The sequence below is a fragment of the Clostridium sp. KNHs205 genome (assembly GCF_000702945.1).
Lineage (GTDB): Bacteria > Bacillota > Clostridia > Lachnospirales > Lachnospiraceae > Anaerocolumna.
The window spans coordinates 2056157-2081925 of the sequence record NZ_JNLE01000003.1; the positions used below are offsets into that span (position 1 = coordinate 2056157).

At 46.9% G+C, this 25769-nt stretch carries 28 protein-coding genes; 23 read left to right on the forward strand and 5 right to left on the reverse strand.

Annotated features, from left to right (window positions below; all coding sequences use genetic code 11):
- Window positions 1-87 precede the first annotated feature (87 nt).
- The 5 genes from BR73_RS0108720 to BR73_RS0108740 all read right to left on the reverse strand — a co-directional run bounded on the left by BR73_RS0108720 (window position 88) and on the right by BR73_RS0108740 (window position 5272).
- On the reverse strand, window positions 88-459 hold the full coding sequence (locus tag BR73_RS0108720; protein ID WP_033165221.1) for a metal-dependent transcriptional regulator: 372 nt from the start codon (window positions 457-459) through the stop codon (window positions 88-90).
- A 489-nt stretch (window positions 460-948) separates the two neighbouring features.
- On the reverse strand, window positions 949-2298 hold the full coding sequence (locus BR73_RS0108725; RefSeq protein ID WP_051685069.1) for a glycoside hydrolase family 3 N-terminal domain-containing protein: 1350 nt from the start codon (window positions 2296-2298) through the stop codon (window positions 949-951).
- Between the two features lie 612 nt (window positions 2299-2910).
- Window positions 2911-3264 carry a nitrogen regulatory protein P-II gene (locus tag BR73_RS0108730; protein WP_033165222.1) on the reverse strand — a complete coding sequence of 118 codons (354 nt, stop codon included), beginning with the start codon at window positions 3262-3264 and terminating at the stop codon, window positions 2911-2913.
- A gap of 9 nt (window positions 3265-3273) precedes the next feature.
- On the reverse strand, window positions 3274-3585 hold the full coding sequence (locus BR73_RS0108735) for a hypothetical protein (RefSeq protein WP_242860640.1): 312 nt from the start codon (window positions 3583-3585) through the stop codon (window positions 3274-3276).
- Window positions 3575-5272, reverse strand: a complete 1698-nt coding sequence (locus BR73_RS0108740; protein ID WP_081848583.1) for a DUF1538 domain-containing protein — start codon at window positions 5270-5272, stop codon at window positions 3575-3577. The genes BR73_RS0108735 and BR73_RS0108740 overlap by 11 nt, the downstream gene beginning before the upstream one ends.
- Window positions 5273-5735: 463 nt before the next feature.
- On the opposite strand from BR73_RS0108740, the gene rlmD reads away from it, so the two are divergent.
- The 23 genes from rlmD (at window position 5736) to BR73_RS0108860 (ending at window position 25767) form a co-directional block, all read left to right on the forward strand.
- Window positions 5736-7133, forward strand: coding sequence for a 23S rRNA (uracil(1939)-C(5))-methyltransferase RlmD (gene rlmD, locus BR73_RS0108745; protein ID WP_033165224.1), 1398 nt, complete (start codon window positions 5736-5738; stop codon window positions 7131-7133).
- Window positions 7134-7534: 401 nt separating this feature from the next.
- Window positions 7535-7861, forward strand: a complete 327-nt coding sequence (locus BR73_RS0108750; RefSeq protein WP_033165225.1) for a hypothetical protein — start codon at window positions 7535-7537, stop codon at window positions 7859-7861.
- Between the two features lie 141 nt (window positions 7862-8002).
- Complete coding sequence (locus BR73_RS0108755; RefSeq protein ID WP_033165226.1) at window positions 8003-8206, forward strand: hypothetical protein; 204 nt, start codon at window positions 8003-8005, stop codon at window positions 8204-8206.
- A 4-nt stretch (window positions 8207-8210) separates the two neighbouring features.
- The gene (locus BR73_RS0108760) at window positions 8211-9140 is read left to right on the forward strand and encodes a DNA adenine methylase (RefSeq protein WP_033165227.1); all 930 of its coding nucleotides are present in this window, start codon (window positions 8211-8213) and stop codon (window positions 9138-9140) included.
- Window positions 9141-9182: 42 nt separating this feature from the next.
- The gene (locus BR73_RS0108765) at window positions 9183-9620 is read left to right on the forward strand and encodes a hypothetical protein (RefSeq protein WP_033165228.1); all 438 of its coding nucleotides are present in this window, start codon (window positions 9183-9185) and stop codon (window positions 9618-9620) included.
- Entirely contained in the window at window positions 9617-9901 is a 285-nt protein-coding gene (locus BR73_RS0108770; RefSeq protein WP_033165229.1) for an AbrB/MazE/SpoVT family DNA-binding domain-containing protein, read from the forward strand. The genes BR73_RS0108765 and BR73_RS0108770 overlap by 4 nt, the downstream gene beginning before the upstream one ends.
- Window positions 9902-9904: 3 nt before the next feature.
- Window positions 9905-10492, forward strand: a complete 588-nt coding sequence (locus BR73_RS0108775) for a hypothetical protein (RefSeq protein WP_033165230.1) — start codon at window positions 9905-9907, stop codon at window positions 10490-10492.
- 52 nt (window positions 10493-10544) lie between these two features.
- Window positions 10545-14588, forward strand: coding sequence for an S-layer homology domain-containing protein (locus tag BR73_RS0108780; protein WP_033165231.1), 4044 nt, complete (start codon window positions 10545-10547; stop codon window positions 14586-14588).
- A gap of 29 nt (window positions 14589-14617) precedes the next feature.
- Window positions 14618-15178, forward strand: coding sequence for a YodL domain-containing protein (locus BR73_RS0108785; protein ID WP_024345962.1), 561 nt, complete (start codon window positions 14618-14620; stop codon window positions 15176-15178).
- Between the two features lie 60 nt (window positions 15179-15238).
- Window positions 15239-15574 (forward strand): SpoVG family protein, encoded by a 336-nt coding sequence (locus BR73_RS0108790; protein WP_051685070.1) that lies wholly within the window; start codon window positions 15239-15241, stop codon window positions 15572-15574.
- A complete protein-coding gene (locus BR73_RS0108795) occupies window positions 15567-15962 on the forward strand; it encodes a SpoVG family protein (protein ID WP_033165233.1) in 396 nt (131 codons plus the stop codon). The genes BR73_RS0108790 and BR73_RS0108795 overlap by 8 nt, the downstream gene beginning before the upstream one ends.
- Before the next feature lie 63 nt (window positions 15963-16025).
- Entirely contained in the window at window positions 16026-16256 is a 231-nt protein-coding gene (locus tag BR73_RS0108800) for a DUF6133 family protein (RefSeq protein WP_033165234.1), read from the forward strand.
- Window positions 16246-16671 (forward strand): A24 family peptidase, encoded by a 426-nt coding sequence (locus BR73_RS0108805; protein ID WP_033165235.1) that lies wholly within the window; start codon window positions 16246-16248, stop codon window positions 16669-16671. The genes BR73_RS0108800 and BR73_RS0108805 overlap by 11 nt, the downstream gene beginning before the upstream one ends.
- Window positions 16672-16826: 155 nt before the next feature.
- Window positions 16827-17654, forward strand: coding sequence for a Flp pilus assembly protein CpaB (cpaB, locus tag BR73_RS0108810; RefSeq protein WP_024345957.1), 828 nt, complete (start codon window positions 16827-16829; stop codon window positions 17652-17654).
- 1 nt (window position 17655) lies between these two features.
- Window positions 17656-18468 carry an AAA family ATPase gene (locus BR73_RS0108815; protein WP_033165236.1) on the forward strand — a complete coding sequence of 271 codons (813 nt, stop codon included), beginning with the start codon at window positions 17656-17658 and terminating at the stop codon, window positions 18466-18468.
- Window positions 18469-18518: 50 nt separating this feature from the next.
- Window positions 18519-19892 (forward strand): ATPase, T2SS/T4P/T4SS family, encoded by a 1374-nt coding sequence (locus BR73_RS0108820; RefSeq protein ID WP_242837851.1) that lies wholly within the window; start codon window positions 18519-18521, stop codon window positions 19890-19892.
- The gene (locus tag BR73_RS0108825; RefSeq protein WP_024345954.1) at window positions 19889-20818 is read left to right on the forward strand and encodes a hypothetical protein; all 930 of its coding nucleotides are present in this window, start codon (window positions 19889-19891) and stop codon (window positions 20816-20818) included. Before BR73_RS0108820 ends, BR73_RS0108825 begins: the two co-directional genes overlap by 4 nt.
- Window positions 20819-20826: 8 nt before the next feature.
- Window positions 20827-21696, forward strand: a complete 870-nt coding sequence (locus tag BR73_RS0108830) for a hypothetical protein (protein WP_024345953.1) — start codon at window positions 20827-20829, stop codon at window positions 21694-21696.
- A gap of 15 nt (window positions 21697-21711) precedes the next feature.
- On the forward strand, window positions 21712-22371 hold the full coding sequence (locus BR73_RS27270; RefSeq protein WP_051685071.1) for a hypothetical protein: 660 nt from the start codon (window positions 21712-21714) through the stop codon (window positions 22369-22371).
- Window positions 22368-22763 (forward strand): DUF4320 family protein, encoded by a 396-nt coding sequence (locus tag BR73_RS0108845; protein ID WP_033167243.1) that lies wholly within the window; start codon window positions 22368-22370, stop codon window positions 22761-22763. The genes BR73_RS27270 and BR73_RS0108845 overlap by 4 nt, the downstream gene beginning before the upstream one ends.
- Window positions 22760-23311, forward strand: a complete 552-nt coding sequence (locus BR73_RS0108850) for a hypothetical protein (RefSeq protein ID WP_033167244.1) — start codon at window positions 22760-22762, stop codon at window positions 23309-23311. The genes BR73_RS0108845 and BR73_RS0108850 overlap by 4 nt, the downstream gene beginning before the upstream one ends.
- A 99-nt stretch (window positions 23312-23410) precedes the next feature.
- Window positions 23411-23995: a DUF6550 family protein gene (locus BR73_RS0108855; protein ID WP_033165239.1), complete on the forward strand. Its 585-nt coding sequence runs from the start codon at window positions 23411-23413 to the stop codon at window positions 23993-23995.
- Window positions 23996-24066: 71 nt separating this feature from the next.
- The gene (locus tag BR73_RS0108860) at window positions 24067-25767 is read left to right on the forward strand and encodes a hypothetical protein (protein ID WP_033165240.1); all 1701 of its coding nucleotides are present in this window, start codon (window positions 24067-24069) and stop codon (window positions 25765-25767) included.
- The last annotated feature ends 2 nt before the right edge of the window (window positions 25768-25769 follow it).

Consider the following 25769-nt stretch of genomic DNA (forward strand, 5'->3'; position numbering starts at 1 on the left):
AGGAAACGAATGAAGTAAAGCTTTTATATGCTGTTCATTTGCTCTTCTTATAATCAATAGCTAGTTCCCCTTATACTGCCATACCTGTTATTTGAGTTTATTGTAAAAATAATTCTTGATACACTGATAACTTTCATTACTGATAACATGCTCAATTCTACAGGCATCTTCTGCCGCTGTTTCTTTGCTCACTCCGGCAGCGATTAACAGATTGGTAAGGGTCTGATGGCGGTCATATATTTTTGAAGCAATTTCCTGACCGGCTTTTTCAAGAGTGATAGCTCCGGCCTCATCTACGTGTATATAGCCATTTTCACGCAGTTTCTTCATGGCAATGCTGACACTTGCTTTTGTATAGCCCAAATCATTGGCAATATCTATGGAACGGACATGTCCGGTTTGTTCTTGTAATCTCAGAATAGTTTCTAAATAGTCTTCGGCGGATTCTTTAATCTGCATCCTATCACCTCATAAGTATTTGATAGCTATTATTTTAACGAATAATAGAAGAGAATGCAATGTAAATTGACAAATGAGAAAAGCAGTATTTCCATAAAGTCGATTACATAATCCTAATCGATTTGCAAAGTCTGATAAGAGATAGACGGATTCAACTCTGCAAAGTATAATAGTTAGAAGAGACTAACTGATTATGCAGTGAAAGCACTTATGCTGCTATAAATATAGATTAAAATTATATGTCCTATTGGGAATATAATTTTATGACCCAATAGAACGCGAACAGAAAGAGAGGAAATATGAATACACATCAAAAAGGAATTTAAGGAGGGGATGGATTTCTTAATAATACACCCTCCAAACACCCTATATTTGTTGAAATAAAATAAGATTCAAGTCAGATGATAATATATTTCATGGGAATGTAAGATTAGAAATATATTATCATCCAACTTGAATCTTTTATTTACCTTTAACCTATAGCTATTTTTATTGTAGAATACCAAGCTTCAATTTCCACATAAGAATACGTATTACAGATGCGTCAAGTCGATCCTCTTTTATTTTACCACTCTTAACCGCCTCCAGAACTGCTGGTATCTGTGTATCAAAGTCAGTTGCAATAAGCAGGTCGTTTCCGGCCTGAATGGCAAGGACAGCAGCCTCATTATCCGAGGTATATTTCTTAATAGCATCCATACTCAGATCATCGGTCATAATAACACCTTCGTATTTCAGGGTATCCCGTAAAATCTCATGAACTGCTGAGGAGAGGGAAGCGGGGTATTTCTTGTCCATTGATGTAACAATATTGTGGGAAACCAGAATACTGTCAGCGCCGGCTTCAATACCTGCCTGAAAGGGAAGAAAATCATTTTTAAGGAACTGGTCATATTCCCTGTTATCCGTTGCAACTCCTGTATGTGTGTCGACGTTGTTGCCATAGCCGGGGAAATGTTTTAAAGTGCTGCCGATATGTGCTCTGTTCATGGCCAGAATAATGGTTTTTACATAATTAGCCGTAGCTTTGGCGTCTTTACCAAAGGCCCTTTTGTAGATAAAATCAGCAGCAGCTGTTGAAACATCACTTACCGGAGCCAGGTTCACGTTAATACCAAGGTCCAGCAGAAGCTCTGCTTTTTCTTTGGTATCTGTCTGAATGGCTTCAAAGCCACCAGCCTTATACAGGTCCTGGGGAGACTTAAAAGGCTCTGAACGAAAAGCAGTATATTTACTGATACGGTTTACTGTACCGCCTTCTTCATCCACACCAATCAATAAGGGAATGGAAGAAAGATCCTGATATTCTGATAGTAGATCTTTGATACTGGCTTTTGTCTCATTCTTAAAATCATCACCGAATAAGATATATCCGCCCAGGCAGTAATCCTTCAGATCGGCAGCTGCACTGTCTTTGCGCAAGCGAACAAAGAACATCTGACCAACCTTCTCCTCCAGGGTCATGTGGGAGAGAAATTCTTCCGCTCTGGTCTTATAGGAATCTGCAGAGGAACCGGAATCCGAGTTGCCATTCTGTCCCGAAGAGCTGTCAGGGTCTGAGGAACCACCTTGTCCGGAAGTAGTATCCGTGTCAGAAGGAAGGGTAGTACCGCTGCCAGAGGTTTCAGCAGAGGGGATTTCAGTAGCAACGGAGGGAATCTCCGTAACAGTGGGAACAGGAGTGTCAGCAGGAGTGTCTGTAATGTCACCTGGGTTTTCCGAATTCTCATTACCTCCCGTGTTGTTGCCAAAAGGAGTAGGAAAGATCTTACTGCAGCCGGTTAATAGAACAGGCAGGAGTAAAAGGATAAATAAAAAGGCTAATTTATTCAATTTCATAAAGTTTTATTCCTTTCTTACTTGTCTGGTGCTGTCAGAAAAATAAAAGAAAGCTGTCCTCCTATGGCACCATGGTGTTTTACGGCAAAGACTATATAATACATTTCTAGAAGTAGAATCTGCAATAAAGAGCTTCAATATACTGTCACTCTATGTAGACACTTGTAAAATAACGCATTATGATCTTTAGGATTAAATGCAGCTGTTTAAGCTGTTAATGTTCCTCGTGAAGAAGTAGAGGCATTAGCGAAAACAGCATAGGCAAGATAGTATTATAGTACAAAAGCTTTAAAACAGTATTATAGTATAGAAGCTTAAAAACAGTATTATAGTATAAAAGCTTAAAAACAGAAATGTCTTATAGAAAATTCGTTTAAAAGCAAAGCGTTCAGCTGCAAATAGAGATTAAGTTATAGTCATTTTATTAAGAAAGAAAATAAAAGATTAAGGCTAAATAAAGATTAAGGCGAAATATCATTATAAGGAAAATAAATTATGGCTTCCCGACACTCTGTTAGTGTTGGAAAGCCATAATCTACTTATCAATATTTCATAAGCTAAAACGAGTTAAATTCATCGTACAATGGAGAATTGCCTTAAAGTAAGATAAATTTACACTTGCTTCTTAATATCCAGGTTCTCACAATTGTATTGACCAAGACCGACTGCACTTGACACCGGCAGGGTGTAACAAATTCCATGAGCTTCTGTTTTAAAGCCGGAATACTGTTTGATGCTGTTCATAATCCTGTCAGCTGCATCGCTGTCAATTATGGTTAAGATAATTTCTTTTTCTTTATCTGTATTAATACCCATAATTTCTTTGTGTTGAAAACTATAACGGCGAGCATTTATAATTGTAGCCCCGCAAGAACCGTAGGAACGAATATATTCCACAATTTTTTCAGCAAATCCTACGTTAACAACGATATACAAGGCTTTCATATTCATATTAAGGTCTGTCATGTTTTCCTCCTACACAGACAACTTTTCAACAGGAATGACATAAGCAATACCTGTATTAGGTTGATCAAATTTCAATTTTGTAACAAACTGTTCCATTAACAGGGGGGTTAGATTACTTTTTACCATACATGTAATCATGACCTTTTTCTCATCAGCGACAAGCCCCAGCATATCCTTAAAATATCCGGATTGTACTGAACCCTTGGCATACACCACATCAATAAGATAACAGCCGGAGTCAAGTATTAATTTCAGTGCATTATCTTTAAATTTTCTTGCTGTGATTACGGTTAAATAATCAAGCGTATTATCAGAATCCATCAAAGCTATTGACTCCCTCCTCTGTTTTATTTAACTTCATAGTATCATTATTCTCCTTTAAATCATAATCCATGTGCTCTTTGACCTGTTTTGATGAGTGTTCCACTAAATTTACAAGTAAAGCCAATTCCTCTAATTCGTTAATCTCAGCTTCTTTAGCGGCCTTTTCCACCTTTCTAAGAGTCATATCATATACTATACCTAAAAATTGAACAGCAATCAATGGGGTAACTGAAATAAAGGCAATAATTCCGAAACCGTTGACTAAAATTGACTGTCCGCCGGAAGTGGATTTTTGAGCAACCGCCTGTGCCATACCAAGTGTCAGGGGGGTTAAGAAGGCAGAAGTTAACGCACCACCGGAAACACCGCCTGAATCGAAGGCCAGACCTACAAATAGCTTAGGTGTAAATTTCATCATAATAAGCGCAATTGCATAGAGAGGAACAAGAAACCAAAGAATATTTATCTGAGTCAGGATTTTTACCATTGCAATCAAAGAGGCAAAACCAATACCGATGGCAAGGGTCATTCGTATGGTATTCTTTTTAATATGACCATTGGTTATTTCCTCCAGCTGTTCACCCAAAACGGTAACGGCAGGTTCTGACAAGGTGATAGCTGCACCGAGAATAAAACCAATGAGCAGCAGCAGCCATTTGAACCATTCCGGACGGGAGGATTCCAGGAAGACTTCACCGATGTACTTGCCTGCGAAAGCAAAACCGTAGTCTATTCCTGACAGGAAGATCAATAAACCGATAAAAACAACCACAGAGCCAAGAAGAATATTAATAAAATCTTTCTTCGGCTGTTTGATCAGAAAGAATTGAAAAGGCAGAAAGATAACAATGATAGGAATAAGCGCCAGTGCAACTCCACCTAAGTTACCGGTAAGGATTTCACGTACAGTACTTTCGGTACCGGGAGCATAGAGCTGTTCAGGAGGTAAAACACCTTTATAATGGAGGTTAAGTGCGATAGCATAGATGGACAATGCTAAAATAGGACCCACAGAAGCAAGGCCGATGATACCAAAGGTATCGTCATTACTTTTATGCTTGGACAAGGTGACCGAAACACCCATACCCAGCGCCAGAATGAAGGGAACAGAGATATCACCGGTGGTTGCACCGCTTCCGTCAAAGGCCAAGGCAACGAATTCATTGGGGACAAAGATAAGTACAATAAAGGTAATAATATACAAAACGGCGAAAACTATCTTAATATTTAAGTCTTTCATAATTCGGTAAAGGGAAAAGCCAACCAAAAGACCAATACCCAAACCCATGATCCAGATAAAGATAGTCTCATTGATAATAGGCATAATCATATTTGTCTGTCTGGCTAAAACAGTTAAAGCAGGTTCGGCAACAGTGGCCAGCAGACCAAAAACCAAACCAAAGAAAATAATAAAAGAGGCTTTTTTCAGTTTAATCAGTGAACCTCCGACGAGCATACCGATTGGAAGAATACTAACATTAAGACCGACCAAAAAAACAGATTGCCCCACAACCACACTAGCATAACCTATAATTAATTTCAAATAATCCTTTGGATTATTTAAAGGTGCGATAAAAACACAAACAATAATAATTATTATTGCAAGAGGTAGTGAGGAAATAAAAACTTCCCTCAGCGTGGTGTTAAAAATAGCTAGTTTACTTTTTAGATTCAAATTCTTCATCACGTTCTCCTATCTCAAATTTATGTACTTATAAGCTATATCAACTAATGTTAATCTTAAGACTGTGTCAGCAACCATAGATGTTTATCTTAAATAATAAATTATACTTTTAGGAAATTCCCTCAAAACAAAGGATTGATCAAATTATCACACTTCTCAATGAATTAAAATGAAATTTCACCAACATAATCAAATGGATATAAAAGATAGAACTATGATATGAAAGTAATTGCACTACTGCCAGAATAAGCAAAGAGTTCACCTATAACTTATACACATATAAATTAATTATACATTATTTTGAATAATAAGCAATAAATTTGGTGTTATTTTTAATTTTTTTTGCAGAAGAATTAATAAAAATAGAATTTAACCAGCAGGAACAAACCGGAGCAGGTGGACAAACAGAGGCATTATATCGTATAATGTTTTCATTGAAAAAAAGAAGCAGGAGACAAAAAACGTGAAAAAAGGAACACAGTGTGTCGGTGAAGTAATAAGAGTTGATTTCCCCAACAAGGGAATCCTTCAGATAGAAGATGAAAAGGTATCCATTAAAAATACCCTCCCAGGCCAGAAGGTAAGTGTTGTAGTAAATAAAGCCCGTAAAGGAAAAAATGAAGGCAGACTCCTTGAAGTCCTGGAAAAATCCCCTCTGGAAACAGAAGAGCCAAAGTGCCGCCATTTTGGTCCCTGCGGAGGCTGTACCTATCAGACCATACCCTATGAAACCCAGCTTAGTATGAAAGCAGAACAGGTAAAGCGTTTGTTGGATGCTGTCTGTCGTGATTATCCCTTTGAAGGGATCAAAGGCAGTCCGAAGCAATGGGGGTACCGTAATAAGATGGAATTTTCCTTTGGTGATGAAATGAAGGACGGACCGCTGGCTTTGGGACTTCATAAGAAAGGGAGCTTTTATGATATTGTAACTACATCTGAGTGCCAGATTGTTGATACGGATTATAATCAGGTACTGACCTGCGTGCTGGAGTATTTTAGTGCTAAGGGGATGACTTTTTATAAGAAGCTGTCTCATGTGGGGTATTTGCGCCATTTGCTAGTAAGAAAGGCGGTTAAGACAGGAGAGATTCTGATTAATCTGGTGACATCTAGCCAGTGGGATTATGAAAAAAAGGAAGACTTAATCATAGAGGAGTTTAAGAATAAGCTTTTAGAACTTGAGTTAAGTGGCAGTATTGTTGGGATTCTTCATACGTATAATGACAGTCAGGCAGATGTTGTACAAAGTGACCGTACGGATATATTGTATGGACAGGATTATTTCTATGAAGAGATTCTTGGACTGAAATTTAAGATCTCGACCTTTTCCTTCTTTCAGACCAATTCTTTGGGAGCGGAAGTGCTTTACAGTACTGCCAGGGAGTTTATTGGAGAGACGAAGGACAAACTGATATTTGATCTGTATAGCGGAACTGGGACAATTGCTCAGTTATTGGCACCGGTAGCCAAGAAAGTAATTGGAGTGGAAATTGTTGAAGAAGCCGTTATAGCGGCAAGGGAAAATGCGGAGTTGAATGGACTGGATAACTGTGAATTTATAGCCGGGGATGTACTGAAAGTGATAGATAACATTGAGGAGAAGCCGGATTTGATTGTACTGGATCCGCCAAGGGATGGGATACATCCGAAGGCGTTGGAGAAGATTATTAATTTTGGTGTGGATAGGATTGTATATATTTCTTGTAAGCCAACTAGTTTGGCCAGGGATTTGGTGATGCTACAGGAGAAGGGGTATAAGGTGGAGAGAGTTTGTTGTGTGGATATGTTTCCTGCGACGGTGCATGTTGAAGCAGTGATAATGATGACGTATTGTGGTTCAGAAAAGAAAACTAAGGGTTAGACCACAAGATGTTGTGGTTTTTAGCTCAAAAATGACCGATTTCAGAGCTCAAAAAATGCGATTTTTGCCCCCGTTTTTTTGCCCCTTCCACAGATGACATAGATGATTTTAAGAAAATTTGATAGTTTTGGGCTAAGAGAAGGTAGCCATAAAAATCGGGATAATATTCTTCGTAAGGGTGTTTTATACGACCATAATAAGATGATGAAATTACAAGACGGTCCAGAGCTTACACAACTATGAAATGAAATTTTATATTGATTTGCAGAAGTGAATATATTATCAGTTAAAAATTAAGAGGCTAAGTTTCAGGTCAACTTTAATGACCTGCAGACTTAGCCTTTTTTTGTTCCCATTTTTTATGACACAGAAAATATAAAATGTAGGAGGTCAAATTCATCATGAGCAAAATTTTTTCTATCATTGGTCTGGAAACCAATACAGGAATTCGCGATGCTGGAATTATGAGCGGTATTCCGGAGGTAGAGGACATACAACGGTCCAATCTATACACGGAGCTTCTTGAGGACTGTGGTGCATCAGAGTACATCGCCGTGATCGCCAAATCTTTTCGTTACGGGCACGGTCCTCCCGAACCTGCTGGTGCGGAGGATTTAAGTTGGATTGCTCTGCATCGTGAAATGATTGAAACTGGTGAAGTGGTGGAACTACAAGCCTCCCGTCTCGTTATTATCTATCCCGGTCAAGGGATGCAACTTAATATGTAGCGCCTTTTGGCTTCAACTGAAACTGAAAGGCGCTTTTTCTTTTTCCTGAATCAACTATGATAAACAGAATAAGAAAACATGAGGCGTCGTCTTTGGAAAAAGGCGGCGCCTTTTTTGTTTTCAGCGAAAGGAGCATAAACCATGAATCAAAAAGCAAATCCATTAGAAAAGCCGGGTGCGGGAGCAACCGGTCCCCCAAAACGTTATGGCGTGCCGCTGCCAGCCGAGCGTTCCCGCTGCGAGGGCTGTCCTTATCCCCGTATCGGTTTCATTTGCTGGAGTCCGGATGGAACCTGTATGAAAACGGATGTTGATGCCATCAACCGCCGCAGTAAAGGCAGGTGAAAAAATGAACAGCATCATCAGCTGGGTAGGCGGAAAAAAAGCACTGCGGGAACTAATCTATCAGCGAATGCCCAAAGAGTTCGGGCGGTATATTGAGGTTTTCGGCGGCGGGGGCTGGGTGCTGTTCGGTCGGCCGGTTGATACCGCCATGGAGGTGTACAACGATTTTAACAACGACCTAACGAACATGTTCCGGTGTGCTAAGGAGCAAACACTTGCACTGATTCAGGAACTGAACTTCCTGCCGCTGAATGGGCGAGATGAGTTTGGCGTGCTTCGCAGGTATTTGGAGAAGCAGGAATTCACCAGTGAGTATCTGGCAAAGGAGTTAGAGCTTGCCGGGCGATCTCTCTCCCCACTTGAGCATGAAGATATCCGGCAGATTCTTACAGAGAAAGCAGTCATGAATGATGTGAAGCGCGCCGCCGCCTTCTATAAACTCATTCGATACAGTTACGGAAGCGGATGCACCAGCTTCGGCTGTCAGCCCTTTGATATCCGGAAAGCCTTCCACCTGCTCTGGCAGGCCAATGTTCGTTTAAAGGATACGGTCATAGAGAACAAGGACTTTGAAGACCTCATCCGACAGTACGACAGAGAAAATGCTTTTATTTATTGCGATCCTCCCTATTACCAGACAGAAGGACATTATGCTGTTGAATTCAGAAAGGAGGATCATTATCGCTTGCGGGACACGCTGACAGCCTGCAAGGGTAAATTTCTGGTCAGCTATAACGACTGCGAATTCATCAGGGAGCTGTATAAAGACTTCCAGATCGAATCGGTCAGCCGTCTCAATAATCTGGCGCAGCGCTATGACAATGGAAGTGAGTACGCCGAGGTGCTGATTTCCAACTATGATACTGGCGAAAGGTTGCGGGATATGCCATCACAGCTCAATCTTTTTGACACCGGTCTTTTCTTTGACCAATAACCCAACTCCCGCAAGGGGTATTAATGAAGGAGGAAACATTCTATGAAAATTATGAAAACAAAAGCGGTCGTCGATACCCAGGGATTTCTGACGCTTCCTGCAATTCCCGCAGGGCTGACACCTGGTGATCAGGTCAATGTCATTCTTGCATCCCAGGCGGAGGAATCAGCCCCTCTGCTTTTACTTACCCAATCCGGCATCGAGGTTGCCGTACCATTGTGCGCTTTGTCGGATGCTCCGGAGGACGAGGATGAAGCAGATGACGAGGACGGTCTGAATCTGCCGGCAGAGCTGCTGGAGGATGCGGGAATTCCTGCCGACAGTGCTCTGGAAATCATCTGTGGGGACGGCGCCATTGTCATTTTTGCCTCAGATATTTTAAATCAACTGCCAGAGGAGGTGACCGGGCTCTTTCAAGAGCTTGGTATTCACCCCGATACCGTTCGGGAGGTTATGAGAAAGGAGGGTTACTTTGTATGAATGCTAAAAACACATACCGCATTATCGACAGTAAGGGCAGAGTGCTGATTCCCAAGGACATGCGCTCAGCATCCGGACTGGACTACGGCGATATCGTAAAGCTGAATGTCCGTCAGGGTGCAGTCAGCATTCAGAAGGTGGAGCTTATCGAGGTAGGCGACCAGTCACCTGAAGCGGTGGAAGCCTATGTTCGCGCTGCCATTAAGCGGATGCCGGATGACACACAGCTAAGTCTCATCACCGATTTAACGGAGCTTCTCAAACAAAGGAAGGAGAATTAATGCGTGGAAGAAAAAAAGCTTTTAACTTCGCAGGACTGCCGGCAGACGGGATATGATATTTCACTGGAGGGAAAGGTGGTTGTGCTGAGCGCAGCCGTACTGCCTGAATCCCATCGCAGTGCAGAGCATCAGCTGTATTTATGTACCGGTGGCTTTGGCAGTAAGCAAAGTCCCAGTGGACGTGCGGTCTTTGCCGTATCCCTGGCAGATGGCGAACAGATACGCTGGAACCGCAGTGACATTCTCGGCATTGCAAAGCCTGAAATTCTTACGGATCATGCCAGACTCCAGCTCTCACAGATTCGTCCGGCAGGAGCGCTGGACTTGAAAAATCATGAGCCTCAGTACAGCGGTTATTGCTTTCTGCCGGATGGCCGCTATACCTCCGGTGTGTGGCTTTGCAGCCCCAAGGAGGTGCAGGACTACATCGACCTGCAGAAGGAATATCAGCATCGAATCATGGTCTGCGACCGGGATGATTTCTGCGTTTTTGATATGGTGGATGGTAAACTCATCTATCCAACGCAGGAGATACTGGATGCACATCGCAAAGAACAGGAACAAAATGGCGGCATGGAGCTGAAGCTGTAACGCGTTGCAGACTTTGGCTCCTTTTATAAAAAATTGAAAGGAAGGTATTCTCATGGCAGAAAAGAAAAAGAGAAGGGTTGGCGTAATCGCCATCCTCATTCTCCTCCTGCTGCTGATCGGCGGCGGGATTTTTGTTTTTATGGAACAGCGTCCCGATTTGTTTATCCCGGAGGATGAGATCCTCACCCGTGGTGAGTTCGCTACTATTATGGTGCGGGATATCCCGCTGGACACAAAGGACGTGGAGAAAGACCCGGCCAGTTTCCCTGATATTGACGGACATTGGTCGGAAAAGTACATTGAGGCGCTGATTGATGCAGGCATCATTGACCCTGCTGACTATCCGGATGGCTTCCATCCCGATGATCCGATCACCCGTGCTGAAATCATCAAGATGCTGGTGCGTATCAGCGGAAAGGATGAGGAAGCGAAAAATACCCAGGGACACAGCGGCTATGACGATGACAAGGACATCAAGAATGGCGACAAGGGCTATGTCATTATCGGCAAAGAGGATGGCATTACCGGAGAAAATTCTGACGGAAAATTGAAGCCGAACGATCCGGTTACCAAGGGTGAGGCTAAGGATCTGATTGATAAAACGAAACCTCTTCCAACACCTACCCCCACACCGGAAATACCCAAGCCAACACCCGCGCCTAATACGCCCGATCCTGTAAAACCAACACCGACACCCGGCGGAAATTCGGATGACGATGATGATTCAGGAAGCTCCGGCGGCGGCTCCGGTGGTAGTTCCGGCGGAGGCCCCTATTCCTACCCGGATGCGCAGGTGCGTTTTGAGCTTCCCGAAACCGCACATACCGATACTGAAATCAAAGTCATGCCGGTATGGAAATACATGCAGAGCTTTACATGGACGTTGAGTAAAACTGCCGTGGACGGCTCCGAGCAGCCGGAAGAACTGACAGATGCCGGCACGCTCAGTCTGGAGGGCGGTATACTCCAGTTTAAGGAGCCGGGTAAATATACCCTGACCGCAACAGCGAAAAACGTCAGAGGAAAGGAAACCGTGCTATCCAAAACGGTGACGATCTACCCGGTGATTGACCTGACCTTCGCCCTGCCGGAAACCACCCACACAGACAAATCGGTGACGCTGTCCTATGCGCTGGAAGCTCTTTATGGGCATGACATCATGTGGACGGCAGAAAAAGACGGTGAAACAACAGCTCTTACCGATATGCTGGATGGTGCGCTTGGAAATGAGGGCGGCACCTTTGTGTTCAAGAATTCCGGACAACAGACACTTACAGCATCCCTGACCGATGAAACTGGCCGCAGCTTTACCCATACGGAAAGTACAACAGTCTATCCCGTTGCAGAGATTACCTTTGCGCTTCCTGAAGCAGCCCATACTGATACAGAGCTTAAAATCTCCACCACACTGCTAAATGCAGATGATATGCCTGTGGTTTGGAGCCTTATGAAGAATGGAGAAACGGCTGAAATCGCAGAGGAACTGGAAGGCTCCCTGACCGATGAAGGCGGCAAAGTTCGTTTTAAGGACAAAGGCGTGTATCGTCTTACTGGAACGCTGACGGATGAAACTGGCAGAACCTTTGAAGCATCACAGGCTGTTACCATCTACCCGGTGGGCGCTATTGGCTTCTATCTGCCGGAGATTTCCCATATAGACAAAAGTGTTCAGGTGCAGGCATCATTCCAACATCTTGGGACTGCTGAAATTCAGTGGTCGTTGACCCGAAACGGTGAAGCGCTCACGCTCTCGGACTATGTGGAAGGAACTCTGACTGACACCGACAGCATTGTCCGTTTTAAGGAAAAGGGCGAATATGTGCTGAAAGCCGCCTTTACAGACCCTGCTGGCAGAAGCTACAGCTATACTGCACCTATTAAGGTCTATCCGGTACCGGGTATCACCTACCAGCTGCCGGAAACTGCCCATACGGATACCCCCGTATCCATTATTCCAGAAAACTTGGAATTGCGGGATCTAAAGGTGGAGTGGCTGTTGGAGAACAGCTTCGGATTCCAAGATCTTGCGACTTATCTTGACGGTACGCTTACAAACAGCGGCGGCACCATCCGATTCAAACATGCAGGAATCTATGAACTCATTGCCCGGATTACCGACGAAACCGGCCGTGTATTCCTGTATGAGGATGGCGGGAAAATCGAAGTCCTGCCAGTGCTGACCCTATCCTTCGAACTGCCGGATGCCACCCATACCGACCGCACCATTGATCTGCGTACCCGCGGCAATAACAATACACTACCGGTAGAATGGGTGCTCACAAAAGATGGGGAGCCGGTGGAGCTTACCAGTGCTTTGGAAGGCAGTCTGAATGCTTACGGCGGGAAAATCCGCTTTCAGGATGTCGGAACCTATACCTTGACTGCCTCCATGACGGATGCTCTTGACCGTGTATTCTCTTACAGCGCAGTTACAACCGTCTACCCGGTACCTTCTGTTTCGCTGAGTGCGCCGCAGGTATGGTATGCAGGAGAAGCTGGAGCGGTTAGTGTCACCGGTACGGATCTGGAAAACCTCACAGCCAACTGGACAGTCAGCAAGGATGCAGGCGAAGTCAAGCCGTATGCTGCCTATGCTTCCGGTTCCCTGACAGAAGGAGGCGGATCTCTCACTTTTTCAGCAAAGGGAACCTATAAGCTGACTCTGACCATGATAGACCCTTCCGGCCGCACCTATGAAAAAAGCCGGGAATTTATTGTATATCCTATCCCGACCATGAGCATCAGCGTTCCTGCATTGACCTACAGCGGGGACTCCATGGCGGTTACCGCTTCGGGCTCTGAGCTGGCGGAAATGGACATGGTATGGCTTCTTTCTGTCGATGGAGGCACTGCCAGAACTTATACCGAATATGCAACAGGTGCTCTGACCAAGAATGGCGGAACTCTGAATATCTCTACCAACAAAACGATTTCTGTAAAACTGATTGCCGAAGCAACAGATACAAACGGACGTAAATTCACTTTTTCTTCAAATCAGGCAACCATTAAACCAATTGCCAGCTTCCCGTTTGCCGTGCCGTCCTCCGTTCATATCGGTGCTGGTTTTAATGTATCCCTGCCGGCAGCCACCGGACTGGATGGCAGAAACCTCGTGTGGGCGCTGACTAAGGGTGGAAGTCCGGCAACTTACACCGGCAGTCTCACCAATAGTGGCGGCAATATCACCATCAGTGCCGCAGGCAGCTATGTTCTGACTGCCAGCACCACAGACAGCACGGGGCGCGTCTTCAGTTATGCTCAAAATGTCGCCATTACCAACAATGCACCGAACAAACCGACCGGAAGCGCTTCCGTTACCCGCACGGCTCAAAACGGCAAGCTGCGGGTGAATCTTACTGCTTCGGCTACCGACCCGGATGGAGATGCTGTCACACTGGAATACTCCGGCAACACTGCCGACGGCTATTATGCCGTGGGAACCCACACCGTGAAGGTCCGTGCCAAGGATGCATGGGGGTTATATTCTGACTGGACGAATATCACCTTCACTGTAAGCAACTCTGCACCCAGCACTCCGGTGATTACCCGCACACCAAACGGCAACAGTATAGCACCGGGCGTTGCCATTACCATTACCGTTTCCAGCAGTGATCCGGATGGAGATGCCATCACCTACATTTGGGAAGGACGTCCCGCACAAACAAGCACTGCCTACCCGTTGGGCAAGAACGTGGTGCGCGTGAAAGCCGTGGATTCCACTGGAGCCGAGTCGTCCTGGGCTGCGATAGTTTTCTTTGTAGCCGATCCGAATCGCGGCGGCGGCATGACGCTGACAGGCCCGGAATCAGTTATTCTGGAGCAGGGGATCTCTGGTGCGACCATTACCAATTACACCTTCACCGTGCCGCCAGTTTCCGGGCATTCCGGCAGCGACTACGGACGTGTCCGCGGATACAATACCTTGACCGGACAGTGGGATCAGCTCGACTACGGAACTACCACCAACGGCATCACCTTCAGCCGTTCCCTTTCGCCCGGCATCTACAGTCAGTTGGAGTTTTACTACTACACAAATCACGACTGCATGTATAACAAATCCAACATCACCTACAGTGTGGAGTTTTACTTCCAATAATCAGCCTCACATGGAAAGGAGGGCTTTTCTTGAGCAATATTCAAATTAAAAACAACCGCATTTTGTACTATGGAAACACGGCAGGCTATCTCTCTGGGGAAAATGCTGTGGTCGATCCTATGTTCCAAACCGATGAACTGAAATCCTATCTCACAGAAAAAAAGGGACTGGAAGTGGAATGGACGCCTGGCACCTTCGAGCGTCTGGCGACGGGGACCCTCGATCCGGAGGGCAACACTGCACTGCTAAGGCGCTGCCGTGTGTGGCAGATTGCACCTGAAACGGATGTGATGATGAAATTCATCAACTATGATGACTTTACAAGACGCTTCGGAGAACCGGACCCCGCCAGCTATCAGGTGGTGTACGACGGCGAGGTGGACACCAATGATCTGGAAGCACTCTATACCAAATTTAATGTTGACCACCCACCCGGCTATGAAGGGCACAGTTTATCTATGTCGGATGTGCTGGAGCTGTATGATAAAAGCGGGAGCACCTTTCATTACTGTGATACCTTCGGTTTCAAGGAAATCTCATTTCAAGCGCCGGAGCAGGAACAAATTGAGGGGCTGCAAATGAATCTGTAGCCACAGACAACACAGCCATAGGGCTGTTTTTTATTGCCTAAAAATGAAGGAGGAAAACACATGAACCAGCAATTAACACCCATCAAAATCGATGCCCGTATCAATACGATTCACTTAAATGGCAGGGTAAGAGCCTTTGCATCCATTACGCTGGCAGACTGTTTTGTTGTCCGGGGCGTGAAGGTCATCGAAACACCCACCGGTCTGTTTGCCGCTATGCCCAGCCGCAGAAGTACCTCCGGCGAGTACCGGGACACCTGCTTTCCTATCGTAAAAGAGCTTCGGGAGCAGATCAATGAAGCGGTACTGGAAGCATACCGACAGGCACTCCTGCAGGCCGGAGAGCAGACCCTGCAAGTAGAAGAATCTGAAGAAGGAGGAATCCCCCATGAGTAAAGCGCAAACTGCACCGAACGTAGCACAGACCGCCACTGAACAGCCGATCCCTATGAAGATCGATGTGAAAATCGGCTCCATTCGTCCGGACGGTAATGTCAGGGCTTATGCATCGGTCAACCTAAACGACTGCTTTGCCATCCGCAACGTTAAAATCGTGGACAGCACCAAGGGGCTGTTCATTGCCATGCCCAGCTATAAGGCGGGCAATGGCGAGTACAAGGATATCTGCTTTCCGGTCACCAAGGAGTTCCGTGAGCAGCTGAATCAAACGGTGGTTGATGCCTACCAGCAGGCACTGACACAGAGTCAGACCCAGGGCAGACAGCTGATGGAACAGGCTTCCCAGCCGGAACAACAGCCCGGTATGCAGATGGCAGGGCTGTAGTCTTGCCATGCCACCCATTCACCAATATTAAAAACCAAATCAAATAAAATGGAGGTCATTTCAATGAAAAAATTCGTATCCAAGGTAAGCAATAAGCTCATCAAAAAGGCACTGGAAGCACAGGCTCTGCTCCGCAGAAAGGACGGGGAAAATTTCGTCGACACGGCCATCAAGATCCTTATGGCTGTTGTCATTGGTGCTCTGGTGCTGGCCGGACTGTATGCCCTGTTCGGTGAGACCGTCCTGCCTACATTAAAACAGCGTATCGTTGATATGTTCAATTATGGTGGCTGATCCGTCGCTCCTGCTGCAGGGCGGCTTTTTTGTTGTTCTGCTGACTGCGGTATCCGCTTGGGATATCTGCAAACGGATCGTCCCCGACCTGCTGTGCCTATGCATCGTCCTGACCGCTCTGCTTGATTTTACGCCGGAAAAACTGCTTGGCCTGATTCCCAGCTTCGTCCTGCTCAGTGCCGCTCTGTTATGGGGCGGCATGGGCGGCGGGGATATCAAGCTCATGGCGGCTTCCGGTCTGGTGCTGGGCTTTTACAACGGAATGACAGCGTTAGTGGCAGGACTTATCCTGCTTCTTCTGTTTCATGCGCTGTGTTTTATAATCCAAAAATTGCGGGGGAGGACTGTGCCAAGGGCATACCCCCTCGCGCCTTTTCTATCCATTGGCTGTCTTGCAGCCTATTTTTTATTTTGAAGGAGGACTATCCCATGAAAAAAACATTAGTTACTGTCGCTTGTGTTGCCGTTCCGGTTGCTGCAGTTGCAGCACTGCTTATCCGCAGATTCCGAAACCGCCGCTTTTTTTAATTCTAATCCGAATGTTAATAGAAAGAAGGAGGAATTGACTCTATGAGTTTTCTAAAAAACCGTACGATGCTGGGGGTACTCTGCATCGTGCTTTCGTTACTCATCTGCTTTGCGCTTACTCCGCTGTTTAACCAAAGCGTATCGCAGAAAACAAGCATTGTCCGGGTGGTGAAGGAGATCAAAGCCGGTGACCAAATCACAAAGGATACCGTGCAGACGGTGGAGGTGGGTGGATACAACCTGCCGGAGAACTTACTGCGCCAGACCGACTCAGTAATCGGCAAATATGCTGAAGCGGATTTGTTCCCCGGAGATTATATCCTTACCGATAAGCTCTCTGACGTTCCAGCCGCTGAAAATGCCTATCTGTACAGCTTAAATGGTGACAAGCAGGCCATTTCGGTAAGCATCAAAAACTTTGCCCAAGGGCTTTCCGGCAAGCTCATCTCAGGTGATATTGTCTCGGTCATTGCACCGGACTATAAAAAACAGGGAGCCACAGTCATCCCCCCGGAATTGACGTATGTAGAGGTGATCGGCGTCACGGCCAGCACCGGCTATGACACAGATACCGGAGAGATTTCTGAAGATGAAGATGAAAAGGAGCTTCCCTCTACTGTGACACTGCTGGTATCGCCCGAACAAGCAAAAATTCTTGCAGCGTTGGAAGCGGATGGAAAACTCCACCTTTCACTTGTTTTCAGGGGTTCCAAGGAAAATGCTGTTCAGTTTACTAAGCTGCAGGATGAGGTTATCGCCAAGCTGTATCCTGTACCAGCAGTATCGGATAATACTGAAGCAGCGCAGCCTTCCGGCACAGAACCATCTGCTGAAACGGAGGCTCCTGCCACAGAAGCAGGAGGTGAATAAGATGCTGAACTTTATGAAGGGAAGCCTGTTCTCCCGAGATAAAAAGGAAGTCCTGCCGGAGGAACCGGAACAGGATGTGCAGGTGCTGGCAGTATGGGGCAGCCCTGGCAGCGGCAAGACCACCGTTAGTGTGCGCCTTGCAAAATACCTTGCCGAACATAAAAAGAATGTGGCACTTTTGCTGTGTGATATGACCGCCCCCATGCTTCCCTGTATCTGCCCGCCCGGTGACTTGGAGTGTGAACGCTCCCTTGGCAGCATCCTTGCCGCCACACATGTAAGCGATCTGCTCATTGAACAGAACTGTGTGACACATAAGAAAATGGGGAACCTCACCATGATCGGCATGCTCAAGGGAGAAAATGTGTTTACCTATCCGCCCTACAGCCAGGAGCTGGCGGCGGAACTGATCAATCACCTGCGAGACATCGCACCCTACATCATTATCGATTGCGGAAGCTACATCGCACATGACATTTTATCAGCGGTTTCCCTGCTGGAGGCGGATTCCGTTCTTCGTCTGGTAAACTGCGACTTAAAATCCATCAGCTACCTATCCAGCCAGCTGCCCCTGCTGAAGGATCAGAAATGGGATGCGGATAAGCAGTATAAGGTGGCATCCAATGTGCGCTCCAATCAGGCAGGAGAGCATATTGAACAGGTGTTGGGCAATGTGGTATTTCAGCTTCCACATTCTGAAGAGTTGGAAAATCTGGCCCTGTGCGGAAATCTGTTTGGGGAGTTGAGCCTCAAGGACAGCCGGGGGTTTCGCAAGGAGATTGAAAAAATAGCAAAGGAGGTGTTTGGTGTATGAGCCGAAAGAAGCCTGGAAATGCAGACCGGCAGACGGTATCTGCTCCAGTTATGAAAATAGATAAGACACGAACTGCGGCAGGCTCTCAGAGCCTGTTTTTTTCATCCTCAAATACCCATGAATTTGGTTCAGTCCTCCGGGAGGTTCAGGCCCATATTTCCTCCCATTATGCAGGACTCATTACGGATGGCAGCAATGGTGAGCGAAAGGAGCAGATCAAGCGGTATATTGCCAAGTACCTGCAGGATAACCGGGCAGCAGTGGCGGGAATGACCGAGAACCAGCTCACTGACGCGCTTTATACTGAAATGGCCGAGTTTTCCTTCCTGACCAAGTACATCTTCGGGGAGGGCATTGAGGAAATTGATGTGAACGCCTGGGATGATGTGGAGGTGCAGTACAGCAATGGTGTCACCAGAAAACTGGAGGAACACTTTGAAAGTCCCGAACACGCAATCAATGTGGTGCGCCGCATGCTGCATGTGTCCGGTATGGTGCTTGACAATGCCAGCCCTACTGCACTTGGGCATTTAAGCAAAAATATCCGTATTGCGGTTCTAAAATCTCCGGTGGTGGATGAAGATGTCGGCGTAGCCGCCTCTATCCGTATTGTAAACCCGCAGTCCATGCAAAAGGATGACTTTACCGGAGGCGGCACAGCCACTGAGCCGATGTTGGACTTTTTATCGGAATGCCTGCGATACGGGGTGTCCACCTGCGTGGCAGGAGCCACCAGCTCTGGCAAGACCACGCTGGCAGGATGGCTTCTGACCACTATCCCGGATGGAAAGCGTATCTTTACCATTGAGAACGGCTCCCGCGAGCTTGCATTGGTAAGGCGCCAAGATGGGCAAGTCGTAAACAGCGTCATTCATACCCTGACCCGCGACAGTGAAAATGAACGGCAGCGGATTACGCAGACCAGTCTTCTGGATATGTCTCTGCGATTTAACCCGGATTATGTAGTGGTGGGCGAAATGCGAAGCGCTGAGGCAAACGCAGCCCAGGAAGCAGCCCGAACCGGTATCACGGTATTGACCACAATTCACTCCAACAGCTGTGAGGCCACATGGCGCAGAATGGTATCCCTGTGCAAGCGCGCGGTGGATATGTCGGATGAAACCCTCATGGCTTATGTGACAGAAGCCTATCCCCTGGTGGTGTTCTGCAAGCAGCTGGAGAATAAGGCCCGGCGTGTCATGGAAATTATGGAATGCGAGATCCTGCCAGACGGCACGAGAAACTTCCGGCCACTGTTTCAGTACCACATCACCGAAAACCGTATGGATAACGGAAAATTCATCATTACCGGACACCATGAAATCGTGCAGGGCATCTCGGGAAGTCTGCAGAGAAGGCTGTTGGAGAACGGCATGCCGCAAAGCACATTGAAGCGCATTCTTGCGATGGGAGGTGCCGCATGACAGAAATCCTTTTAATTGCCTGCATCGGTTTGATTGCAGGAACTTTTCTCATCCTCGGCCTTTCTCCCTTAGAGTTTACAGATGGTTTGTTCGGGTTTCTGACCCGAAAAGATCAAAGCATTCGTGCGCAGATCAACGAAAGCACAAACCGGAAAAAGGCTCGCTTTCTGCGCCGGGAGATTATTGAAGTGCAGGAGATTTTAAAGCTCACCGGACGCGCAAGCCGCTTTTCCATGGTGTGCGCGGTGTCGCTGTTACTTTTCGCGGCAGGGGCGGCCTTTGCTATTCTGCTAAACAATGTGTTTCTGGTGCCAGTGCTGGCGGCGGGGCTGATGTTCCTGCCCTTCTGGTACATCCGGCTGACAGCGTCCCATTACAAAAAGGCGGTGGCGGCCGAGCTGGAAACCGCGCTCTCCATCATTACAACCTCTTATCTAAGAAACGAGGATATACTCACCGCAGTTGAGGAAAGCGTACAGTATTTGAACCCGCCGGTAAAAAACGTGTTTACAGAATTTCTGGCACAAACCCAGCTCATTGACCCGGATGTGGAAGCGGCACTCCATGCCATGAAGCCAAAGATTCAGAACGATGTGTTCCACGAATGGGTGGATGCCATCAGCTCCTGCCGCTATGACAGAAGCCTAAAAACCACGCTGACACCCATTGTCTCAAAGCTTAGCGATATGCGGATTGTCAATGCGGAGCTGGAGTATCTGGTATCTGAGCCCCGCAAGGAATTTATCATTATGGCGATGCTGGTGGTGGGCAATATCCCCATTATGTACATGCTGAACCGGGACTGGTATCATACGCTGATGCACACTATGGTGGGGCAGATCATTCTGGCAATTTGTGCTGCCGCTATCTTTAGTTCTGCGGCATTTGTGATACGACTAACCAAGCCCATTGAGTACAGGAGGTGACCGGGATGATGACACAGTTGTTTTTTACCGGAATCCTTATTGCTGTAGGACTGTTTCTGATATTGGCGGATGTGCTAAAGCTTCCCGCCATAGGTGCCGGAAAGGCCATGCTGGGTGCCGGCAAGGAAAATAAGAAAGCTGCTAAAACAGTGGAAGCGTGGCTGATGACAGGTGCCGTAAAGCTCTCGAAATACATCCGGATGGATGAGTACAAGCGCAGCCGGATGGCAAATATCCTAAAGGCTTCCGGCATTTCCATGACACCGGAGGTGTATACGGCCTATGCCATTACCAAATCCGGAGCCATTGCACTTGGGGCGCTGCCGTGCCTGTTCTTGCTTCCGCTGCTGGCTCCGGTACTGTTGATTCTGGCAGTGCTGACCTATTTTCAGGAAACGAAACGTGCTGACGAGCAGCTTCGGGAGAAGCGGGAGCAGGTAGAAGGTGAGCTCCCCCGATTTGTGGCAACCATTGAGCAGACCCTAAAGGCCAGCCGGGATGTGCTGGCGATGATTGAAACCTACAAGAAGAATGCCGGACCTGCCTTTGCCCATGAGTTGGATGTTCTGACCGCCGACATGCGTTCCTCCAGCTATGAAGCAGCGCTGACCCGATTTGAGTCAAGGCTTAATTCGCCCATGCTTTCTGATGTGGTCAGAGGACTTATTGGCGTACTGCGCGGTGATGACAGTGCTGTATATTTTCAGATGCTGGCGCATGATTTTAAAGCGCTGGAGCTTCAGAGACTTAAGGGGCAGGCCCAGAAGATCCCGCCGAAGATTCGGATATTCTCCTTTATTATGCTGATGTGCTTTCTTTTTACTTATCTCGCCATTATCGCCGTGGAGATTTTAAATTCACTTGGAACAATGTTTTAGATTGGAGGTGTTACGATGGAAAACAAAAATCAAGCCCTGCTGTTTGACCGGATACAGGAAAATTACAATGCTTTTACCACAGAATGGTCGGGACTTTCACCGGTGGAACTGATTGGTAAAGCGGAGGAAATCTATGCGGTTCGGATGACAAAAGAACACCTCATGGGACGTGTGGATGAGCAGCAGGCCGCATGGCTTCTGCGTTTTGAAAATCCACTGGAGATCGTGCGGGATAGATGGATAGCAGAGAACGGTATGAAGATGGTGCATGATGAGGATTTCTCCCATGTGCTATGGGCGGTAATGGACAGCCAGGATACAGAAAAACTCTATGCATTGTCAAAAGGCGCAGAACCGTCCACCAACCGGGATCGCCCTGTAACTGTTCGAGAATTCATTGAAAAGCACCAAGGCGTTGCCTATGATATGATGACGCCAGGCGGATATGTGTATCTGACACCGGAAAAGGCACAACTTCTGCTGGTCGGGCAGAGCACAAAGGGGCATCCGGGAAGCCCAGAGTATGCTGTGGAAATTTCTGCAGAAGAACTGCTGGAACAGGAGGTTGTAAATGCCCGTTTCAGTGATGGTGCATGGCATCTGCTCAGTGATTACATTCATGAAATGGATATGGAGCAGGAGCAGACTCCCATGGAGGGGGTGACCCTGTGCTGAAGAAAATACTGAAAAACAGACGCGGTGAAGGTTATATTGACGTAGCCGTGCTGGTGCTGTGCGTGATGCTGGTCATCGCGGTGGCAGTCAGCGTCCTGCCTGTATTCGTTACAAAGAATAAGCTGGACACCTATGCCGCCGAGCTGTGCCGGGAAGCGGAAATCGCCGGACGTGTGGGCGGTGAAACCACCCTGCGGGCGCAGGTACTGACCGAAAAGACAGGACTTAATCCTGATATCTCATGGTCGAAAAGTGGAAAAATTCAGCTAAATCAGGAATTTACCGTAACAGTGACCACTCAGACGGATCTCGGTCTTTTTGGCGGCTTCGGAACCTTCCCTGTCACACTGAAAGCACAGGCCAGCGGGAAAAGCGAGGTGTATTGGAAGTGACAAATGGAAAAAAATATGCTATTCTGAAAGATAACAAAGGAACCTCGTTTCCCTTAATTATTGCAGTAGCCTTGGTGCTGCTGATGGTGCTGTGCGGAGCCGCCGAGTATATCCGACTGGCGATCATTGCCCAGGGCGTCCGGGACGCGGTTCAATCCGCAGTAATTTCCACCGTGAACGACAGCTATGACGATGTATATCACGGTGTCCGTGAGGGCTACGCTGGAGCGTATATGCCATCTGCAGATGAATTTGAGGAAAGCCTTGATTACGGTGACATCTACGGACATCTGGACGAGCTGTTGGGGCTGCGCTACGAAAGCGGCTATCATGTGAAATATTCCGGAGATGGCTTGGAATTCAAACTCTCACGACTATCTGTGAACTTAGAAAATATGCCGCTGGCACCGGGCAGCCCCAACAACAGCCGTGGATTTCTGGCTGATGCAGTGATTCGATTGGAGGTTCCGGTACGATTTGGGGGCAAGCTGCTCCCGCCGATGGTGATCAACCTCAAAACTCAGGCGAAATATATGCCTTTATTTTAGCTGTTTTCGGATTATCCATAGACTTCCGAAAACTTCTGTAGTATGGTGTGTCATTGAAAAACATACCATCAACCATTCACGAAAAGGAGGTCATCCTACATGAAACTGACAGAAAAAACAAAGCGCAGACTTACAATTGCAGGGCTCGGTGTTGTGAGCATCGTCCTTGTGATAGCTATTGCCTCACAGTTTAAAACCAAGGTTCCCAAAGAACCGGAAATTTTACAAACGCAGGCGGTGTCCAGTGAGGTCACCCCCAGTGTGGATGTTCCAGACTCTTCCATGGAACCTTCAGAAACGCCGAAGATAAGCGTACCATCGATTGATCCGACAGAAACACCGGCTGTGACGGGGGGTGTGGACACCGGAAAATCCACCGGTACCGAGCAGAGCATCCAAGCAGAGCCTACGAAACCACCTGCTCCTACAGAGGAACCTAAAACGGAAGTTTCGACTTCAAAGGAAGAAAATCCTACTGTTAACCCAAGTAAGACTTCCGAGAATAAGACGGAGGGCACGGTAAAGACAACACCGCAGGAACCGGCAGGCGGAGAAAAGAAAGATGGAAAGATATATGTACCGGGTTTCGGATGGATTGAAGATGAAGGCGGCGGTGTTAAGCAGGAGACTGTGGGTAATGAGGGCGATGAGCTGACAGGAAATAAAGTGGGGCAGATGGATTAGCCCCCAAAAAAGAATATAACATAAAAAGCACCGATCATTCGGTGCTTTTTACTGTTTCAGGGAGGTATCATATGAAACGACATCTCAGTATTTTGCTTATACTGGTGCTGCTAGTTTCTGCGTTTTTGCCGAACACCGCCCATGCCGAAGGAGATGGAAACATCGATCATGGAGGTGGCGGCATGGGCAGCGGTACCAGCGAAAACTACTGGAATTCTGGCAATGAGGGTGTTAGAATTACCGTTGTTCGTGAAAGCGATAGAGCTACTGTAACAACCCCTATAGATTTCTCAAACAAAACCCCATCGGTCTCTGTGCATTTTGGAAAAGTCTCGAAAATTGCATATACCAACGGGCATGGGGTTTCGCCAACTACATCAACGTACACTTGCTTAAAACCAGCTCTTTCAATGCCTCGAATAATAAGTTCAGGCAGCGGGCAGGCAAGCATTGCACAAATTAAAAGTTATTTTACAGATGAACTTGTTATCCGATATATCGCTCAAGTTACCGGTATGAACTATGATGTATTAATTAACGGCGAATACAAGCTTCTGCTGGAACCTATTGCCTATATTACATTTCAGGGTGTAAAAATGGCGATGACAGCCACCGAAGCAGCTCTTTACGATCAGAAGCTAGGTGGTGGACTGCGAAGCAAGATGGTGTCGCTCAGCCACAAAAACCTGCCGTTGGCGATGTTCTTAGAGGTATCGGATCTTGGTTATCCCGCATGGTCAGGCTCAAGAACATCAGCGGCTTCTAATGTTGATATCATTTCATCCCTGGGAATAGGTATTGTTCGGTTTAAGGAAAAGCCGGACGAACCGCCCGAAGTGACTGCATGGGATTACGAGTATCGAGTTAATACAGATGTCATCACCTCAGTCACCGTTCGTGGTGGACAGTCCGATCCTGACCATCCGGTAACAGTCCGATTTAACATAGGAGGCAGAACCTATACTGTCAGTGGCGTGTACTACCCAGAGGGAGACAGCCAGCTGGTATGGGTGCGCTGGAGGACACCCTCCACACCACAGACTATGAACATTGATGTGTCGGTATCAGGCAGTGGCTCAGCCAGCAAGGGTAGCATTACTGCTAAAATCGTTGACCTATCCGGAAATGATCCACCCAATCCTGTGGCGGATGACCGGAACGACGGCTATACCAAACCATCCGTGCCGAGTAAGGAACAGAAGACCTCGGCCTCTTGGGGTGTCTGGCGCCCGTGGTGGCATGAATATTGGGTTTGGAACAGCGGTGATGAAGATGAGGATGGATGGTGGGAAGACGAAGGATGGTGGGAATTCGATTGGGACGCATACCATGCCAGTCTTTCCGCATCTATAAGCATCACTCCTGATTCAAAGGTACCTACCGCCTCGGGAAAAACCATGGGAAGCGGTTACGGCATCAATCAAAGCACCACTGCTAATGTCAGTACCAATCAATCCTCTGCGGTGACCGATGTGCAGAATGCCGTTACCTATTTTCCAGAATTTCAATATCAGACGTACTGGCGACTTTTAGAGCGTACCCAATCCGGCTATAGCTCCAAGTTTGAATTTGCTGCCAACAAGTATTCTACCTACAAACGCAGAACGCACTTTACCCCCGTATGGATGCCAAACGGAAGCTACACTCCCTACACATGGCTGATAGATTGCTGGACGCCTTCGGGAATGCTTTCTATGAATCTGACCGATTCAGTGAACATCCAGGGAAGCGTTTGGGATGACTGGCACATTGCGCCTGTCAAACCGGACTGAGA